The sequence below is a fragment of the Alteromonas sp. BL110 genome, from assembly GCF_003443615.1.
In the GTDB taxonomy this organism is placed as follows: Bacteria; Pseudomonadota; Gammaproteobacteria; order Enterobacterales; family Alteromonadaceae; genus Alteromonas.
This window is the reverse complement of sequence record NZ_CP031967.1, coordinates 4,095,584-4,114,376: the sequence shown is the minus strand read 5'-3', so window position 1 is coordinate 4,114,376 and position 18,793 is coordinate 4,095,584. Positions and strand designations below refer to the sequence as shown.

At 44.3% G+C, this 18,793-nt stretch carries 13 protein-coding genes; 11 read left to right on the top strand and 2 right to left on the bottom strand.

What is annotated here, in order from left to right; all coding sequences use genetic code 11:
• Positions 1-146: 146 nt before the first annotated feature.
• Complete coding sequence (locus D1814_RS17860) at positions 147-569, bottom strand: DUF3429 domain-containing protein (RefSeq protein ID WP_118494949.1); 423 nt, start codon at positions 567-569, stop codon at positions 147-149.
• A gap of 98 nt (positions 570-667) precedes the next feature.
• Positions 668-1,945: a citrate synthase gene (locus tag D1814_RS17855; RefSeq protein WP_118494947.1), complete on the bottom strand. Its 1,278-nt coding sequence runs from the start codon at positions 1,943-1,945 to the stop codon at positions 668-670.
• A 704-nt stretch (positions 1,946-2,649) separates the two neighbouring features.
• On the opposite strand from D1814_RS17855, the gene sdhC reads away from it, so the two are divergent.
• The 11 genes from sdhC (at position 2,650) to D1814_RS17800 (ending at position 18,587) form a co-directional block, all read left to right on the top strand.
• Positions 2,650-3,024 carry a succinate dehydrogenase, cytochrome b556 subunit gene (gene sdhC, locus D1814_RS17850; RefSeq protein WP_118494945.1) on the top strand — a complete coding sequence of 125 codons (375 nt, stop codon included), beginning with the start codon at positions 2,650-2,652 and terminating at the stop codon, positions 3,022-3,024.
• Positions 3,018-3,365, top strand: a complete 348-nt coding sequence (gene sdhD / locus D1814_RS17845; RefSeq protein WP_118494943.1) for a succinate dehydrogenase, hydrophobic membrane anchor protein — start codon at positions 3,018-3,020, stop codon at positions 3,363-3,365. Before sdhC ends, sdhD begins: the two co-directional genes overlap by 7 nt.
• 1 nt (position 3,366) lies before the next feature.
• A complete protein-coding gene (gene sdhA, locus D1814_RS17840) occupies positions 3,367-5,139 on the top strand; it encodes a succinate dehydrogenase flavoprotein subunit (RefSeq protein WP_118494940.1) in 1,773 nt (590 codons plus the stop codon).
• 14 nt (positions 5,140-5,153) lie between these two features.
• Positions 5,154-5,864, top strand: coding sequence for a succinate dehydrogenase iron-sulfur subunit (locus tag D1814_RS17835; RefSeq protein WP_012518362.1), 711 nt, complete (start codon positions 5,154-5,156; stop codon positions 5,862-5,864).
• A 176-nt stretch (positions 5,865-6,040) separates the two neighbouring features.
• Positions 6,041-8,860 (top strand): 2-oxoglutarate dehydrogenase E1 component, encoded by a 2,820-nt coding sequence (sucA, locus tag D1814_RS17830; RefSeq protein ID WP_118494938.1) that lies wholly within the window; start codon positions 6,041-6,043, stop codon positions 8,858-8,860.
• A gap of 9 nt (positions 8,861-8,869) precedes the next feature.
• The gene (odhB, locus tag D1814_RS17825) at positions 8,870-10,384 is read left to right on the top strand and encodes a 2-oxoglutarate dehydrogenase complex dihydrolipoyllysine-residue succinyltransferase (protein WP_118494936.1); all 1,515 of its coding nucleotides are present in this window, start codon (positions 8,870-8,872) and stop codon (positions 10,382-10,384) included.
• A gap of 153 nt (positions 10,385-10,537) precedes the next feature.
• Positions 10,538-11,704, top strand: a complete 1,167-nt coding sequence (sucC, locus tag D1814_RS17820; protein ID WP_025255208.1) for an ADP-forming succinate--CoA ligase subunit beta — start codon at positions 10,538-10,540, stop codon at positions 11,702-11,704.
• Entirely contained in the window at positions 11,704-12,576 is an 873-nt protein-coding gene (sucD, locus tag D1814_RS17815; RefSeq protein ID WP_025255209.1) for a succinate--CoA ligase subunit alpha, read from the top strand. Before sucC ends, sucD begins: the two co-directional genes overlap by 1 nt.
• A gap of 164 nt (positions 12,577-12,740) precedes the next feature.
• On the top strand, positions 12,741-13,649 hold the full coding sequence (locus D1814_RS17810) for a sialate O-acetylesterase (protein ID WP_162889842.1): 909 nt from the start codon (positions 12,741-12,743) through the stop codon (positions 13,647-13,649).
• 473 nt (positions 13,650-14,122) lie between these two features.
• Entirely contained in the window at positions 14,123-16,939 is a 2,817-nt protein-coding gene (locus D1814_RS17805) for a TonB-dependent receptor (protein WP_118494932.1), read from the top strand.
• Between the two features lie 127 nt (positions 16,940-17,066).
• Positions 17,067-18,587, top strand: coding sequence for a tryptophan halogenase family protein (locus D1814_RS17800; RefSeq protein WP_118494930.1), 1,521 nt, complete (start codon positions 17,067-17,069; stop codon positions 18,585-18,587).
• The last annotated feature ends 206 nt before the right edge of the window (positions 18,588-18,793 follow it).

Genomic DNA, 18,793 nt, shown 5'->3' with positions numbered 1-18,793 from the left:
AAATAGCAGTTGCTTAATCTGGGTACGCGTAACCTTTTACTTGCTTAAGTTAGACCTTCGTTAAAGCATCGCAGGGCTTAGCCTATATTGCTTTGTCGTACTTATTTAATAATCATGACTGAAAATCTCGACTGGTAGTAGTAACGCTAGACAAGCAAGTAAATCATCCATGCGTGACAGACAACAACGACACTCGTTAACCCCATCCGCAGGCTTATGTAACTTACAATCTGCTCTTTAGGAAGACTAAGGATAAACTTGTCGTAAATAAGTACCGCGACGTAACTTAGCGATAAAACACCAAACACCTTCACATCGTGTGAGAATACTAAGCACAGCCACCCAACAATAGTTGGCAACATAGCGATGAGCATTTGCTTATCATAACGCTGGTTACTTACTGAATCCCACCAATGAATACCTCCAAAGAAAGATAACAGCACAGCGGAGTATTGTACAAAGTAAACAGCACTTTGGGTTAGTGATAAGAAGTTAAGCTGATAAGCCAGTGGCATAGCAACAAAAGGAATAAGACCGGCGATACCTAGAAAAACCGCAGAATAGGGCATGGGTGTTCCTTGTCGGTGGTTGTATAAACAAAAATAGCGCCAAAAAGGCGCTATTTTTACTATTAAGCGTAATACTTAGTTCAGTGAAACCTAAACTATTACTTAATTGGCGTGTACTTACGCTGGTTGTGGCCAGTGTAAAGCTGACGAGGACGGCCAATTTTCTGTTTAGGGTCGCTCATCATTTCATGCCAGTGTGAAATCCATCCAACTGTACGAGACAGGGCAAAGATACACGTAAACATGTTGGTAGGAATACCAATTGCCTTAAGAACGATACCAGAGTAGAAATCTACATTCGGGAACAGTTTCTTCTCTGCGAAGTACGGGTCGCTCAACGCAATCTTTTCAAGTTCCATTGCTACTTCTAGTAGTGGATCTTTAACGTTCAGTTCGCTTAATACTTCGTGACAACTTTCACGCATTACTGTTGCACGAGGGTCGTGGTTTTTGTAAACGCGGTGGCCAAAGCCCATAAGACGGAACGGATCGCTCTTGTCTTTTGCACGTGCAATAAACTCTGGAATGCGATCTACAGTACCGATTTCCTCAAGCATGTTCAGACATGCTTCGTTAGCGCCACCGTGAGCTGGGCCCCAAAGTGATGCAACACCTGCAGAGATACACGCATATGGATTTGCACCAGAAGAACCTGCAAGACGAACAGTTGACGTTGACGCATTCTGCTCATGGTCAGCATGAAGCGTGAAGATACGGTCCATCGCGCGCTCAACAGCTGGGCTGATTTGATATTCTTCTGCTGGAACAGAGAACATCATGTTCAGGAAGTTAGCTGCGTAGCTTAGGTCGTTACGCGGATAAACGAATGGTTGACCAATGTTATACTTGTAGCACATAGCAACAAGTGTTGGCATCTTAGCGATTAGACGGTGCGCGCTGCGAATGCGCTGCTCTTCATTAGAAACATCTAAATCGCTGTGGTAGAACGAAGACATAGCGCCAACGGTACCGCATAACATTGCCATAGGGTGCGCATCGTTGCGGAAACCGTGGAAGAACATGTTAATTTGTTCGTGTACCATGGTGTGACGAGTAATTGTCTCTTTAAACTCTTCGTACTGTTCTTTTGTTGGTGCATCACCGTGAAGAAGCATGTGACAAACTTCTAGATAGTCTGCGTCACGCGCTAATTCTTCGATAGGGAAACCGCGGTGTAGTAAAACACCTTGAGCGCCATCAATGTAGGTAATTGAAGACTCGCAAGATCCTGTCGCCATAAAACCTGGGTCGTACGTGAAATAACCGTGTTGGCCTAACGTACGGACGTCGATTACATCTTGTCCTTCGGTGCCAGACAAGATAGGAAGCTCGATTTCCTTACCGCCGGCTTTAAGAATGGCTTTCTGATCTGCCATAAAATGCTCTCCTCAGAATGGTTCTGTTTGCAGCGAAAACGGACGAAAATATCCGCTTCGGTGGGAAAAGTGGGCGTATTTGTACTTTATTATGCACCACCAAGTCAATTTAATTGCATATTTGAACAATAAATATTCTGAATTGCTTAAAAAAATACTAGCAATTACGTAACGTTCAATTAACTCTTTGGTAAATCACTTTTCCCGATACAGTGCAATTATCAATGGCTTTTCATCAAAGGTAAACCACCGATTAATAAATATATTAACAGGTTAGATTAAAAAGTAACCTTTTCGTGAGGAATAATTACGCGTTCAGATTAAAAGTGCTTAATTTCTTATTGATATGCATAGTTATTCCATTTAGCTACTGATAGACTTAGGACTACTGTAATTGCACTCGTTATAACGTGTTGCGCTCAATTTTGATCTCTTTTTAAGCAAAATAATTATCATAAAAGTGCGTATAGCGACTAAAGTCTTACTACGGCACAAAAAATTGTAATTATATACTACGCTGGATATACTCAGCGGTGCTTTGGAAACAGAATATTTATTCTGTTACAGGCATTAAAGAATAATTCACAAATTGTTAACAACTCAGTGGATGAGGCAATTAACAGGTTAAAAAACGAATTCACTTACTCAGGACATAATAAAGGTAAGAAATTCATTATCCCCTACGGATTAAACAGGCATACATTGTGAAAAAGCAAAGACCAGTAAATTTAGAACTCAATACTATTAAATTTCCGCCCTCTGCTATTTCGTCAATTCTCCACCGTGTAACCGGTGTTGCAATGTTCTTCGCGCTACTTTTTGTTATTTGGGCTTGGGCAGTTTCTGTTCATTCGCCTGAAGGTTTCGCGAACGTTCAAGCAATTATGGACGGTTTCCTTGGAAAATTTGTCGCAATTGGCACAGCTTCAGCGCTGACGTATCACACTCTAGGCGGCCTAAGACACGTTGTAATGGATTTAGGTCACTGGGAAGAATTAGAGTCGGGTAACACAAGTGCGAAAGCAGTAATCGCACTATGGGTTGTACTGACCGTAGTATTGGGAGTTGCATTATGGTAACCAACCAAGCAAGCATTAAGCGTGACGGCGTACAAGATTACGTTTCACTTCGCGCTACCGCAGCAATTATTTTCGCGTACTCGGTTTTCATGGCGTGGTTTTTCATTACCACCGATAACCTAACATTTGTCGAATGGCGAGGGTTATTCTCTGGCCTAGCTATGAAAGTTTTCACATTGGCAGCACTAGTAGCAGTGATGATCCACGTGCGCATCGGCCTATGGCAGGTGCTAACAGACTATGTTAAAGCGGCAGGTCTGCGCGCAGGACTACAATATATTTTAAATATCATCGCGTTCGGCTATGTAGCTGTTGGCCTATTCGTATTGTGGGGAGTGTAAAATGAGTTTACCCGTTCACGAGTTTGATGCAGTTGTAATTGGTGCAGGTGGTGCAGGTATGCGCGCAGCACTACAGATTTCAGAATCTGGTAAATCATGCGCACTGTTGTCTAAAGTATTTCCAACCCGTTCTCATACTGTGTCTGCACAGGGTGGTATTACCGTAGCACTAGGTAATTCACACGAAGACAACTGGGAATGGCACATGTATGACACCGTAAAGGGGTCAGATTATATCGGCGACCAAGACGCTATCGAGTACATGTGTAAAACCGGTCCAGAAGCTATTATCGAAATGGAGAACATGGGCCTACCTTTTTCTCGTTTCGAGAATGGTAAAATTTACCAACGTCCTTTCGGTGGTCAGTCAAGAAACTTCGGTGGCGAGCAGGGCGCACGTACAGCAGCTGCAGCTGACCGTACTGGTCACGCGCTTCTTCACCTTCTTTACCAACAAAACGTAAAGAACAAGACAAAGGTATTCTCTGAGTGGTACGCACTGGACTTAGTGAAAAACCAAGACGGTGACGTTGTAGGTTGTACTGCAATCGACATCGAAACTGGCGAAGTCGTTTACTTTAAGTCGCGCGCCGTCGTTCTTGCAACTGGTGGTGCGGGTCGTATCTATGCTTCAACGACAAACGCGCACATCAATACCGGTGATGGTGTTGGTATGGCACTACGTGCAGGTGTAGCGGTTCAGGACATGGAAATGTGGCAGTTCCACCCAACGGGTATTGCTGGCGCAGGTACATTGGTAACAGAAGGTTGTCGCGGTGAAGGTGGTTACCTTCTAAATAAAGACGGCGAACGCTTCATGGAACGTTATGCTCCAAACGCGAAAGACCTAGCAGGTCGTGACGTTGTTGCACGTTCAATGATGACTGAAATTCGTGAAGGTCGTGGTTGTGAAGGCCCTTGGGGTACGCACATTAAGCTTAAGCTTGACCACCTTGGTAAAGACGTTCTTGAATCTCGTCTGCCAGGTATTCTTGAATTATCTCGTACATTCGCACACGTTGACCCAGTTAAAGAGCCGATTCCAGTAATTCCTACTTGTCACTACATGATGGGTGGTATTCCTACAAACGTTGATGGCCAATGTCTAACGGTTGATGAAAACGGTAATGACAAGGTAGTTAACGGTCTATTTGCATGTGGTGAAATTGCATGTGTATCCGTACACGGTGCTAACCGCCTTGGCGGTAACTCACTACTTGACCTTGTTGTGTTCGGTCGTGCGACTGGTTTACACCTTGGTAAGACATTATCTGAAATGGCACCAACACGCGACGCGTCTGAGTCTGACCTAGAAGCCTCGATGACACGTTTCAACCGATGGGAAAATTCAGAGAAAGGAAAGGGCGAAGACCCTGTTCAAATTAAGAAAGACTTGCAAGAATGCATGCAGCTTAACTTCTCAGTATTCCGTGAAGGTGAAGCCATGGCGGAAGGTCTTAAGGAGCTTAGCGAAATTCGTGAGCGTCTTAAGCATGCACGCCTTGACGATAAGAGTTCAGACTTCAACACTCAACGTATTGAATGTTTAGAGCTTGATAACCTAATGGAAACTGCGTACAGCACAGCAGTAGCAGCGAACTTCAGAACGGAAAGTCGTGGTGCTCACAGCCGCTTCGACTTCCCGGAACGTGATGATGATAACTGGTTATGCCACAGCATCTACGATCCGAACACTGATAAAATGCTTAAACGTGAAGTGAATATGGCGCCTAAGCTTAGGGAAGCATTCCCGCCTAAAGTGCGTTCATATTAAGAGAGGCAACGATCATGCAATTAACTTTTTCGATTTATCGTTATAACCCTGAAGTAGATGCGAAGCCTCGCATGCAAGACTACACTCTAGAAGTAGAGGAAGGTCAAGACATGATGGTGCTAGACGCGCTACTTGCACTTAAAGAGCAGGATCCGACGCTTTCTTTCCGTCGCTCTTGCCGTGAAGGTGTATGTGGTTCAGACGGTGTAAACATGAACGGCAAAAATGGCCTTGCATGTATTACCCCTCTATCTGCACTGGGCAAAGGTAAAATAGTAGTTCGTCCACTTCCAGGTCTACCTGTTGTACGTGACCTTGTTGTTGATATGACGCAGTTCTATACACAGTACGAAAAGATTAAGCCGTTCTTAATCAACGATAGCAAGCAGCCGCCAGCGCGCGAGCACTTACAGTCGCCTGAGGAACGTGCAAAACTTGATGGTCTGTACGAGTGTATTCTTTGTGCATGTTGTTCAACGTCATGCCCTTCGTTTTGGTGGAATCCAGACAAGTTCATCGGTCCTGCTGGTTTGCTTCACGCTTATCGTTTTCTTATCGATAGCCGTGATACAGCGACTGAAGAGCGTCTTAACGACCTTGATGATGCGTTCAGCGTATTCCGCTGTCACGGTATCATGAACTGTGTGAGTGTATGTCCTAAGGGCTTAAACCCAACAAAAGCCATAGGCCAAATTAAGTCTATGCTTTTACAACGGGCTGTTTAGTACTATATTCTGATAACTTCCTATAGTTACAGAAAGTGATGCTCTAAATAGCCATCCCACAAGGATGGCTATTTTTTTATATATTCGCTGTTATAACACTTGGTTATGCTGAGAATAACCTTATAATACATATTGATTGTTAACTAGATTTTATAAAACGTAGCAAGGCAAATTAAATGCAAGAAAGCGTGATGAAAGCGTGGTGGGATTCCTCGCACATGGCAGGTGCCAACGCTGCCTATGTTGAAGAGTTGTATGAAACCTATTTAGAAGACCCTCAAAGCGTCTCTGAAAATTGGCGACAAATCTTCGATAACCTCCCCAAAGTCGATGGCGTAGAGTTAGAAACGAATCATACAACTATCAAAAATCAATTTAGGCAACTTGCTGCGTTAGGGCCTACAGCCCGCATGTCTAGTCCGTCCGTGCCTTCTGCGAATGTGTCAGACGATAGGCAAGTTAAAGTTCTTCAATTAATTAATGCATTCCGCTTCCGCGGTCATCAACACGCAAACTTAGACCCACTCGGTCTATGGCAACAAGAGCGTGTGCGCGATCTAGAACTTTCTCACCATAGTCTTTCTGAAAAAGATTTCGATTCAGTATTTAATGTAGGTTCTTATGCCATTGGCAAAGACTCTATGCCACTAGGTGAACTGTTCAAATCGCTTAACCGCACTTACTGCGGTTCTATCGGTGCAGAGTACATGCACATTACCGATACAGAACAAAAGCGTTGGTTACAACAGAAAATCGAATCTGTTCAAGCAAAGCCTGAAATTTCTCGCGATGAGAAACTAGGCATTCTTAAAGGTCTAACCGCAGCTGATGGTATGGAAAAATACTTGGGGTCTAAATTCCCGGGTGCAAAGCGTTTCTCATTAGAAGGTGGTGACGCACTAATTCCTATGCTTAAAGGCCTCATCACCAAGGCGGGCACAGCAGGTACCAAAGAAGTTGTTATTGGCATGGCTCACCGCGGTCGTTTGAACGTGCTGGTTAACGTTTTGGGTAAAAATCCATCGGTACTGTTTGATGAATTCTCTGGTAAGCACGATGACTCGCTAGGTGCGGGTGACGTTAAATATCACGCAGGTTTCTCTTCAGATTTTGCAACGCCTGGTGGTAACGTTCACTTAGCGCTAGCATTTAACCCGTCTCACCTTGAAATTGTTAACCCAGTAGTAATGGGGTCAGTACGTGCGCGTCTTGCTCGCCGCAACGACGATACTAATACCGTACTTCCTATTACTATTCACGGCGACTCAGCGATTGCCGGTCAGGGTGTAGTTCAAGAAACCTTCAACATGTCGCAAACCCGTGGCTTTGCTGTAGGCGGTACCGTACGTATTGTGGTTAACAACCAGGTCGGTTTTACTACATCGAAAACGGAAGACACTCGTTCAACGCAATACTGTACTGATATCGCTAAAATGGTACAGGCGCCAATTTTTCACGTGAACTCTGACGACCCAGAAGCGGTCGCCTTTGTTACACAGCTTGCGCTTGAATACCGTAATAAGTTTAAGAAAGACGTGGTAATTGACCTAGTTTGTTACCGTCGTCATGGTCACAACGAAGCGGATGAGCCTAATGCCACGCAGCCGTTGATGTACCAAAAAATTAAAAAACACCCGGTGCCACGTGTTCTTTATGCTGACCAGCTTATAGCTGAAGGTGTTATTGAACAACGTGACGCAGATCGCTACCTAGAAGAATACCGTGAAGCACTAGATCACGGCGCATGCGTCGTTGAAGAGTGGCGTCCAATGACTGAGCACAGTGTAGATTGGTCTCCGTATCTTGGTCACGACTGGGATACACCATACGACGGTGCACTTTCGGTTGAGAAGCTTAAAGAACTTGGCGAGTCAATAACGACAATTCCTGAAGGTCACAAGCTACAATCTCGTGTTAACAAGCTTTACCAAGACCGTAAGGCCATGGTAGCTGGCGAGAAGAAGCTTGATTGGGGTATGGCTGAGAACTTAGCTTATGCCACAATTGTTGACGCTGGCGAAGACATTCGCATTACTGGTCAAGACTCTGGTCGCGGTACCTTCTTCCATCGCCATGCTGTGCTTCACAACCAAACTGATGCTTCTACTTATATGCCTCTACAGCATATTCGAGAAGGGCAGGGTGAAATCGAAATTTACGATTCTGTTCTTTCTGAAGAAGCGGTTATGGCATTTGAATATGGTTACGCCACTGCAGAGCCTACGTGCTTAACAATCTGGGAAGCGCAATTCGGTGATTTTGCTAATGGTGCGCAAGTTGTATTCGACCAATTCCTAAGCTCAGGTGAAGCTAAGTGGGGCCGCTTATGTGGCTTAACTGTATTACTTCCACATGGCTATGAAGGTCAAGGCCCAGAGCATAGCTCAGCACGCCTAGAGCGTTTCCTGCAAATGTGTGCTGATCACAACTGGCAAGTATGTGTACCTTCAACACCGGCACAAGTTTACAACATGCTTCGTCGCCAAGTAGTTCGCCCAATGCGCAAACCACTTATCGTGATGTCGCCCAAGTCATTATTACGTCATCCAATGGCTGTATCTTCGTTGGAAGAACTAGCGGAAGGTAAATTCCATAATGTCATTGGTGAAATTGACGATATCGATCCTAAGAACGTTAAACGCGTTGTCATGTGTTCAGGTAAGGTTTACTACGATTTGTTAGACCAACGCCGTAAAAATGAGCAAACAGACGTTGCAATCGTTCGTTTGGAGCAACTTTACCCATTCCCACAAGAAGAATGCGCTAAAGTTGTGGCACAATACAGCCACGTAAAAGATTGGGTTTGGTGTCAAGAAGAGCCTCAAAACCAAGGCGCTTGGTACTGTAGCCAACACCACTTCTGGCAAGCGATTCCAGATGGTGCAAAATTAACATATGCAGGTCGTGATGCATCCTCGTCACCTGCAGTAGGTTATGTATCCGTTCACAACCAGCAACAGAAAGCCCTGGTTGAAAACGCACTCACAATTAAATAAGGAACAGTAATGACAATTGAGATAAAAGTTCCGGTTCTACCTGAGTCAGTTGCCGATGCCACCATTGCAACCTGGCACGTAAAGGCCGGTGACGCAGTTAAACGAGACCAGAACCTGGTTGATATCGAAACTGATAAAGTAGTTTTAGAAGTTGTGGCGCCAGCGGACGGTACAATTGGTGAGATCCTAAACGAAGAGGGTGCAACAGTTTTAGGCGAGCAAGTTATTGCTAAACTAGAGAAGGGAGGAGCTGCCGCTTCTTCTGCGCCAAAAGCTGACAGTGAATCTAAAGAAGAGTCAAAGTCTGAATCTGCACCGGCTGCGTCTGGTAAAACTTCAGATGTTAAGGTTCCTGTTCTTCCTGAATCTGTAGCTGATGCGACAATTGCAACGTGGCACGTAGCCGTAGGCGAAGCAGTTTCTCGTGACCAGAACCTGGTTGATATCGAAACTGATAAAGTAGTACTTGAAGTTGTTGCTCCTGCAGACGGTTCACTTGCAGAAATTATTGCAGAAGAAGGTGCAACTGTAACCGCTGAAGAAGTTATTGCTAAGTTTGTAGAAGGTGCTGCAAGTGGCGCTTCTGCTTCAGCATCAAGCGAAAGTAATGACAGTGATGACGACGAAAGCAGCGATGCACTTAGCCCGTCAGTACGCCGTCTACTTGCTGAAAAAGGCGTAGATGCAGCTAAGGTGAAAGGCACAGGTAAAAATGGCCGTATCACTAAAGAAGATGTAGAAAAGTACCTTAAGGGCGGTGATAGCTCTGCTAAGGCTGCGCCTTCTGCTTCTGAGTCTGCTCCAGCAGAATTGCCAACAGGCAATCGTACCGAGAAGCGTGTTCCTATGACACGTCTTCGTAAGACGATTGCTAACCGCCTTCTTGAAGCGAAAAACTCTACGGCAATGCTTACAACGTTTAACGAAGTAAACATGAAGCCAATCATGGATCTTCGTAAACAGTATCAAGAAAGCTTCGAGAAGCGTCACGGTATTCGTCTTGGCTTCATGTCTTTCTACGTGAAAGCGGTAACTGAAGCACTTAAGCGTTTCCCTGAAGTTAACGCGTCTATCGACGGTGATGACATTGTTTATCACAACTACTTCGACGTATCTATTGCTGTATCTACACCTCGCGGCCTTGTGACTCCAGTACTTAAAGATACTGATACACTAGGCATGGCTGGTGTTGAGAAAGGAATTAAAGAACTAGCACTTAAAGGTCGTGACGGTAAGCTGTCATTGGCTGAACTACAAGGTGGTAACTTCACAATCACCAACGGTGGTGTGTTTGGTTCACTAATGTCTACACCAATCATTAACCCGCCACAAAGTGCAATTCTTGGTATGCATAAAATCCAAGACCGCCCAATGGCAGTTAATGGTAAGGTAGAAATTCTACCAATGATGTACCTAGCGCTTTCTTATGACCACCGTATTATCGATGGTAAAGAATCAGTAGGGTTCTTGGTAACCGTTAAAGAGATGCTTGAAGATCCAACACGTCTACTACTAGACGTTTAAGACTTTCGTCTCACGGAATTGTGGTTAGGCGTTAAGCTTGTGTATGCTTGCTTAGCGCCTAACGCAACGCTGATATTTGCCCTATAATATCAGTCAAACTAATCAAGTCGCATTTGCGACTTTTGTCTCATAAAAAAATCGGATAGAAACACCATGAATTTGCATGAATACCAAGGTAAGCAGCTATTCAAAGAATACGGCTTGCCTGTTTCTGAAGGATACGCAGCAGACACTGCTCAAGGTGCTGTAGAAGCGGCTGACCGCATCGGCGGTGAAGAGTGGGTAGTTAAGTGTCAGGTACACGCGGGCGGTCGCGGTAAAGCTGGCGGTGTAAAGCTAGTTAAAAACAAAGACGACATTCGCGCTTTTGCGGAAAACTGGCTAGGCAAAAATTTGGTGACTTTCCAGACTGACGAAAATGGTCAGCCTGTGAGCAAAATCCTAGTTGAATCGTGCACAGATATCGCTAACGAGCTTTACCTTGGTGCAGTAGTTGACCGTACAACCCGTCGCGTTGTATTTATGGCATCTACTGAAGGTGGCGTTGAGATTGAAACTGTTGCAGAAGAGACTCCAGAGAAAATCCTTAAAGCTGAAATCGACCCAATTGTAGGTCCTCAGCCTTACCAAGCACGTGAAATGGCGTTTGCTCTTGGTCTTTCTGGCGTTCAAATTAAGCAATTCACTCAAATCTTCCTTGGCCTAGCCAAGATGTTTGAAGAGCTTGACGTTGCGCTTATCGAGATTAACCCGCTAGTTATCAAAACTGACGGTAACCTACACTGCCTTGACGCGAAAGTTGGTATCGATGGTAATGCACTATATCGTCAGCCTAAGCTTAAAGACATGCAAGATCCTTCACAAGAAGACGCGCGTGAAGCTCACGCGGCTCAGTGGGAGCTTAACTATGTTGCACTAGACGGTAACGTAGGTTGTATGGTTAACGGTGCTGGCCTTGCAATGGGTACAATGGACATCGTTAACCTACACGGTGGCAAGCCTGCTAACTTCCTAGATGTTGGTGGCGGCGCGACTAAAGAGCGTGTAGCTGAAGCATTTAAAATCATCCTTTCTGATGACAACGTTAAAGCAGTATTGGTTAATATCTTCGGTGGTATCGTACGCTGTGACATGATTGCAGAAGGTATTATCGGTGCAGTTAAAGAAGTTGGTGTAGAAGTGCCAGTAGTTGTACGTCTTGAAGGTACCAATGCAGAGCTTGGCCGTGACGTTCTAGCGAACTCTGGTCTTGATATCATTGCTGCTGAATCGCTAACTGATGCAGCGCAGAAAGTTGTTGCTGCAGCGGAGGGCAAATAATGTCTGTATTAATTAATAAAGATACTAAAGTAATTTGCCAGGGTTTCACTGGCGGTCAGGGTACTTTCCACTCTGAGCAAGCAATTGCTTACGGTACGCAAATGGTTGGTGGTGTAACACCAGGCAAAGGCGGTACTGAGCACCTGGGTCTTCCAGTATTTAATACTGTACGCGAAGCGGTAGAAGCAACTGGCGCAACTGCGACAGTTATCTACGTACCAGCTCCATTCTGTAAAGATTCAATCGTTGAAGCTGCAGATGCGGGTATCGAGCTAATCGTATGTATTACTGAAGGTATTCCAACGCTAGATATGCTTTACGTTAAAGAATACGTAGAAGCAAAAGGCGTTCGCATGATTGGTCCAAACTGCCCAGGTGTTATCACTCCTGGAGAGTGTAAAATTGGTATCATGCCTGGTCACATCCACAAGCCTGGTAAAGTAGGTATTGTTTCTCGCTCTGGTACGCTTACGTACGAAGCGGTTAAGCAAACTACTGATGAAGGTTTCGGCCAGTCTACTTGTGTTGGTATCGGTGGTGACCCAATTCCTGGTTCAAACTTCATCGACATCCTTCAGATGTTCCAAGACGACCCTCAAACTGAAGCTATCGTAATGATCGGTGAGATCGGTGGTACTGCAGAAGAAGAAGCGGCAGCGTTCATTAAAGAGAACGTAACTAAGCCAGTTGTTTCTTACATTGCTGGTGTTACTGCTCCTCCAGGTAAGCGTATGGGTCACGCTGGTGCAATCATCGCAGGCGGTAAAGGTACTGCTGATGAGAAATTTAAAGCACTAGAAGACGCAGGCGTTAAAACAGTACGCTCACTTGCTGAAATCGGCAAAGCGCTACGCGAAACAACAGGTTGGTAAGCTAACGCTTATTAATGTGTTTGAAAGCCCGCTTTAGGCGGGCTTTTTTATATCTGCATCAAAATTTGCGGCGTTTTAGATTGCTTGCAATCGTATTCACCTTGTTAAGATAGCGTTTGTAAGTACTCTATTTTGGTTAACCAAATAGTATGAAGATATTTTCTATGAAAAAAACTACGTTAGCCTGTTTCATTTCCTTGTTGTCGTGCTCAACTATAGCTGATGAATACCTGACTTTTTTTATGGCAGGTCAATCTAATATGGATGGCTATGGATATGTATCGGATCTACCAAAAGATTTTAAAGAGACGCAGGATGTAATGATTTTTCATGGAAACGGTGTTTTCGATAATCAAGCCAACGGCGGTGTAGGTAAGTGGGATAAGCTCAAACCTGGACACGGTACAGGTTTTAAATCATTCGGCAAAACTAACATGCTTTCTGATAGATTTGGCGCAGAATTAACCTTTGCCAAAGAAATCCAGCAGCAATATCCAGACAAAAAAATTGCTATAATAAAGTATGCGGTTGGGGGAACTGGCCTTGCGCTTAATACGGGTTACAGCAACTGGTACCCTAATTTTAATGAAGGCAAAGGTCTTAACCAGTACGACTACGCTCTAGAAACGATTAACAATGCCTATTCCTTCACTGATATCGACGGGGATGGTGAATCAGATACCCTTAAACCTATGGGTGTTATTTGGATGCAAGGCGAAGCAGATGCCCATGCAAGCGAAGAATCGGCCAATGCATATCTAAATAATCTTACTTCTTTAATGCAGTTATTCCGTGCAGCGTTAAGAACCGATGATTTACCTGTTGTTATTGGCAAAATCACCGATTCCAAAATGGGCGACGAGGGTATTATGCCTTACATAGAAAGGGTGCATTTAGCGCAGCAGCTTTTTGTTGAGTCAGACAGTTGCGCTACTTTTATGTCTAACACTGACACATACTCATACGGCGATGACCCTTGGCACTATACCAGTGAAAGTTTTATCAAAATGGGTAAGGACTTTTCGTCAGCTTATAAGCAAGCCGCAGAGAAGTGTGGATTCGGCGTTGATTAAAAATTAGTAGGCCGTTATTAGCTACCATCTCTAGAAAGCCTCGTTTTTACGAGGCTTTCTTGCTTTAAGTCGCCTTGAATTACACGAAACTGTTAAATAGGTTTTTATAGTATTTTGGCTATTAGTAAGAGTAACAAATCACGCGTTTAATACCCTTTCTACTATTTATTAGACCTAGTATCGACATTGCTTGCATATCTTTTTTCCGAGCATAAGGACACTGTTTGCATGAAACATAATTTCATAAAAATTTTACATATAGACTGTTAAGTCCGGTTTATGTTGTAAAATTACATCACTTTGAAATCGCGACTTGTTAAAACGGTGTTGCATATATTTTATTGAATACGTATGCAGGCAATTGTGCAAAACTCAGGGCATCTATAGCATTGTCCCCGTGAGATGTATTGTCATTTATTTGTCATAAGAACAACAAAAAGACAACAACTATAACCGTATGGGACACCCGTTTTATGAAACAATTTAAACCCAACCTAATTAAAGCTGCGCTTATTTCTGGTGGCATGGCGTTTGGTAGCGCTCCTGCACTTGCTCAAGAAGCAAATGCTGATGCTGTTGATGAAGCTAACCTGGAAGTTATTCAGGTGAGCGGTATACGCGGAAGCCTACAGCGTGCTCAAGCCATCAAAATGGATAACACGTCTATTGTTGAAGCGCTTTCAGCTGAAGACATTGGTAAGCTACCAGATACAAGTATTGCAGAGTCGATTGCACGTTTACCAGGTGTTACTGGTGAGCGCCGTAACGGTCGTACAAGTGGTATCTCGGTCCGCGGTTTCAACGAAAACTACGTTGGGACGTCTTTAAATGGTCGTGAGCTTTTGGGGATGGGTGACAACCGCGGGGTTGAGTTTGACCTCTATCCTACGGAAATCATTTCAAACATTTTGGTATACAAGACGCCAGAAGCGGGCATGACCACGCAAAACATCGGTGGCTCTATTGACCTTCAAACGGTTAAGCCCCTCACAGCAGAAAGCACGTTTACCGTAAATGGTACGTTCGAGAAAAACGCTGAAGACTCTCCGAACCCTGATTTTGATAATGACGGCCACCGTGTTTCTGTTAACTTTGTCGACCAATTCGCAGATGATACCATTGGTTTGGCACTAACTGTTGCAACAATGGAATCGCCTCGTCAAGAACAACAATTTCGTGGCTGGGGATACGCGGGTATTAATTTTGATAATGAGCGCCGTGAACTCGACCCTGTAGACGTACCAGAGGATACAGTTGTACTTGGTGGTCATGATTCTTTCGTGCGCTCAGCCATGTTAGAGCGTGACTCATTCGCCGCTGTAGTCGAATGGGCGCCTACTGACAGATTAAATATTCAGCTTGATGCGCTTTACATCGATTTCGTTGAAGACGATGTTCGGCGCGGTCTTGAAGAAGGTGGTGCAGAGTGGGGCACCAGTGCTTATACCATTACTGGGGTTGAAGACGGTCTTGTCACTAGCGGATACTCTGACGGTTTCTACAGTGTTGTGCGAAACGACGCCCGTCGGCAGGAAGCTGATCTAACTACTGTAGGTATCAATGCTGAATACCAGATTAACGATTCTTGGACATTAGAAGTTGATTATTCTACAGGCAAAGTAGAAAAAGAGATTATTGACGTAGAAAGTTACTCAGGTGTTGGTCGAGCTGGAACCGATGGGCGTCCTCTTACCGCCCGTAGTTGGGAAATGACGTCAACAGGCGCAGTGTTTTCAGATCACCCAACTATTGCTCCAGTTGACTTAACTGACCCCGCACTTATTACGCTAGCTGGTCCACAAGCATGGGGCGCGCCGCCTCTATTAGAGTCTGACGGTCAAGACGGTTTTGTAAACCAGCCTGTTTTTGAAGAAGAGCTAGATACATTGCGCTTCGACCTAAAAGGTTATGTAGACTGGGGTGTGATTACTGGTCTTTCGGCAGGGGTAGTATATTCTGACCGATCAAAATCTAAAGATAACAATGGTGCATACTTAACAGCCCCTACCTATCCAAATGATGCAGCAATCCCAGATGTATTAGGTGTTGCAAATCTTGATTTCATCGGTATCGAAGGTGTTTTAGCGTATGATTCACTGGGTTTATATGAAAGCGGATATTACATTGAGAGCGATGCAAGCCGCGTTCAAAACGACCGCTTAGGTGATACCTACACGGTGGACGAAGAACTCATTACGCTTTATACCAAACTGGACCTAGAAATGGAGTTCGGTGATATTTGGGTACGCGGTAATGTAGGTGTTCAAGTTGTAAATGCAGACCAACAGTCTACAGGTTTCTCAACTACATCAGATACAGAAGGTTACACGATTGCTAATCCTATTAGCGGTGGAGCTGACTACACAGATGTGCTACCAACTTTGAACCTATCTGCTGAAGTCGCAGAAGGTCAGTTTGTACGACTAGGTTTAAGTAAAGTGATTTCTCGTCCGCGTATGGATGATATGCGCCCGAATACACAGGTAACTTTTTCATTCAACGATAACCAAATTGAAAGCACGGACATTGAAAACGGTCCTTGGAGCGGTAGTGCTGGAAACCCAGAACTTCGTCCTCTTGAAGCGAATCAATTCGACTTAGCGTATGAAAACTATTTCGCTGATACGGGATACGTCGCAGTGTCTTTCTTCTACAAAGACATCAAAAACTGGCACCGTAGTACATCGCTAGTAGCTGATTTTACTGACTTCTATATTCCAGAGCTTCATCAAGGTTCTGAAGGCCAAGCACCAGTGCTATTTGAAGGTCAAGTAGGTAGCGTGCTAGACGGCTTTGAAGGCTTTGTACGTGGCTACGAATTACAGGGCTCGCTACCATTCGACCTAGTGCATGAATCTCTAGAAGGCTTTGGCTTATTTGCAAGCGCCACCTTCATGGACGGTGAAGTTGATGCAGCGCCAGGTCAAAGTGAGACAAGAATTCCAGGCCTTTCTGAAGAGTCTTACAGCATGACTTTCTTCTACGAAAGCAACGGTTTCGAGTTCCGTTTAGCTGCGACAAAGCGCGACCCATATTTGACAGAAGAGCGAGGTTTAAGTCTTGCGTTAGTTGACGCAACTAAGCAGGGCGGAACGCTTGTTGATGCTCAGATTGGTTATGACTTTGGCGAATCTGGTATCGATTATCTAGAGGGTTTACGTGTAACGCTTCAGGCGCAGAACTTAACTGACGAGGACGACATTCAAGCATCTGCTGCTGACGGGCGCCAAATTACACAGTTCCAGACGTACGGAACAAACTACTTGTTAGGTTTCAACTACAAGTTCTAATCACTTCGTGTGTGTAAAGCCACCTGCTGCTTTTTGTTTTAGCCTATGCTAAAAGAAAGCAAACGGTGGCTTTTCTTTTTTGTATAAAGAAAAATAGTTAATAGTAGCTGATAAATTCGAGACGTTTATGTTTACCCCTCTAAAAAAATCTATAAACCGCGTTGTAATAGCAGGAGGCGGTACTGCAGGTTGGTTAGCTGCTTCACTTTTGAAAAAGCTGCTTGGACAGGCTATTGAAATTACCCTTGTGGAATCTGAAGCCATAGGTACAGTTGGAGTTGGAGAAGCAACCATTCCCCCAATTCGACTCGTAAATCAAGTATTGGGTATAGACGAAGCTCAGTTCATTCACGACACTAAAGCTACGGTTAAACTCGCTATTCGTTTTGAGAACTGGAAGACTAAAGGAGAAAGTTACTTCCACACCTTCGGAGCTCCTGGCAGAAGCATGGCGTTTTGTCATTTCCATCACTACTGGGTGAAGGCTCGCCAACAAGGTTTAGAAAACGATTTGTGGGATTATGATCTTAATTATCTCGCGGCGGAAGCGGGAAAGTTCGCTCAAATTAATGCAAAAGACCCCGTTTTAGAACTTCCATTTGCATACCATTTTGACGCCAGTTTGTATGCGCAGTACTTGCGAAAGCTAAGCGAACAAATGGGCGTAGTGCGTGTAGAGGGCAAGATTGCTCGTGTTCAACGTTTTACTGACAGCGGATATATACAAGCGCTTCATTTGGAAAGTGGAGAAGTCATTGAAGGCGATTTATTTATAGATTGCACCGGCTTCAAAGGCTTGTTGATTGAAGGTGCTCTAGGGGCGGGGTATGACGACTGGTCTCACTTATTACCCTGTGACAGTGCGCTGGCTGTTCCGTCTGAAAGGCACAAACACACCGCACCGTACACGCGCTCCATAGCACACAAAGCAGGGTGGCAATGGCGAATACCGTTACAGCATAGGAATGGTAACGGTCACGTTTATAGTTCTCGCTATATAAGCGACGACCAAGCCTGTGACACTTTATTATCAAACCTAGATACTAAACCGCTTGCCGATCCAAAGTTGATAAAATTTACAACCGGTAGAAGACGAAAGCAATGGTATAAAAACGTGGTGGCGGTAGGTCTATCAAGTGGATTTTTAGAGCCTTTAGAATCAACAAGCATTCATCTTATTCAATCAGCAATTGTGCGTCTAATTCAGCTGTTTCCGCACAACGGTGTGACAAAGAGCCTAATTGACGAATACAATAAACAGTCAGAAGTGGAATTTGAACAAATAAGAGACTTTCTGGTTTTACATTATGCAGTGAATGAAAGAACGGACAGCGCCTTTTTTAACGATATGCGCAACATCACGTTGCCCGACTCTTTAGCCCATAAGATTGAACTTTTTAAAGAAAATGGCGTGCTTCAGAGAGAGCAGAACGACCTTTTCCTTGAAAGTTCTTGGCTTCAAGTCTTATACGGTCAGGGCGTAATGCCTAAGGATTACCATGGCTTGGTGAATAGCGTACCCGATGCGCAATTAAGCCAAATGTTAACAAAGTTACTGGAGCTCAAAAGAGAGCCTATTGCTAAATTGCCTTCACACGACGATTACATAAATGGAATGGTTGCGAAGTACAAGCGTTCACTGAGGTAGGTTTTCGGAGTTTTTCTACGTTATTCGATGCATTTTTGATGCACACGCGGGTGAGATAAAAGTGAATTCAACAAAGCAGCCATATGGCTGCTTTTTTATTTCTGATAAAAAAGTGTTAACTAAATGGCTAAAAAATAATGAAAATTAAATATATGTTGCGCATATGTAAATGAATACGTATGCATAGCATTGCTCCCTTTTTATAC

What these genes read in the sequence shown, in the direction of transcription:
- D1814_RS17860 (WP_118494949.1), bottom strand. Translation starts at nt 569, where the DNA reads ATGCCCTATTCTGCGGTTTTTCTAGGTATCGCCGGTCTTATTCCTTTT.
- D1814_RS17855 (WP_118494947.1), bottom strand. Translation starts at nt 1,945, where the DNA reads ATGGCAGATCAGAAAGCCATTCTTAAAGCCGGCGGTAAGGAAATCGAG.
- sdhD (WP_118494943.1), top strand. Translation starts at nt 3,018, where the DNA reads ATGGTAACCAACCAAGCAAGCATTAAGCGTGACGGCGTACAAGATTAC.
- sdhA (WP_118494940.1), top strand. Translation starts at nt 3,367, where the DNA reads ATGAGTTTACCCGTTCACGAGTTTGATGCAGTTGTAATTGGTGCAGGT.
- D1814_RS17835 (WP_012518362.1), top strand. Translation starts at nt 5,154, where the DNA reads ATGCAATTAACTTTTTCGATTTATCGTTATAACCCTGAAGTAGATGCG.
- sucA (WP_118494938.1), top strand. Translation starts at nt 6,041, where the DNA reads ATGCAAGAAAGCGTGATGAAAGCGTGGTGGGATTCCTCGCACATGGCA.
- odhB (WP_118494936.1), top strand. Translation starts at nt 8,870, where the DNA reads ATGACAATTGAGATAAAAGTTCCGGTTCTACCTGAGTCAGTTGCCGAT.
- sucC (WP_025255208.1), top strand. Translation starts at nt 10,538, where the DNA reads ATGAATTTGCATGAATACCAAGGTAAGCAGCTATTCAAAGAATACGGC.
- sucD (WP_025255209.1), top strand. Translation starts at nt 11,704, where the DNA reads ATGTCTGTATTAATTAATAAAGATACTAAAGTAATTTGCCAGGGTTTC.
- D1814_RS17810 (WP_162889842.1), top strand. Translation starts at nt 12,741, where the DNA reads ATGAAAAAAACTACGTTAGCCTGTTTCATTTCCTTGTTGTCGTGCTCA.
- D1814_RS17805 (WP_118494932.1), top strand. Translation starts at nt 14,123, where the DNA reads ATGAAACAATTTAAACCCAACCTAATTAAAGCTGCGCTTATTTCTGGT.
- D1814_RS17800 (WP_118494930.1), top strand. Translation starts at nt 17,067, where the DNA reads ATGTTTACCCCTCTAAAAAAATCTATAAACCGCGTTGTAATAGCAGGA.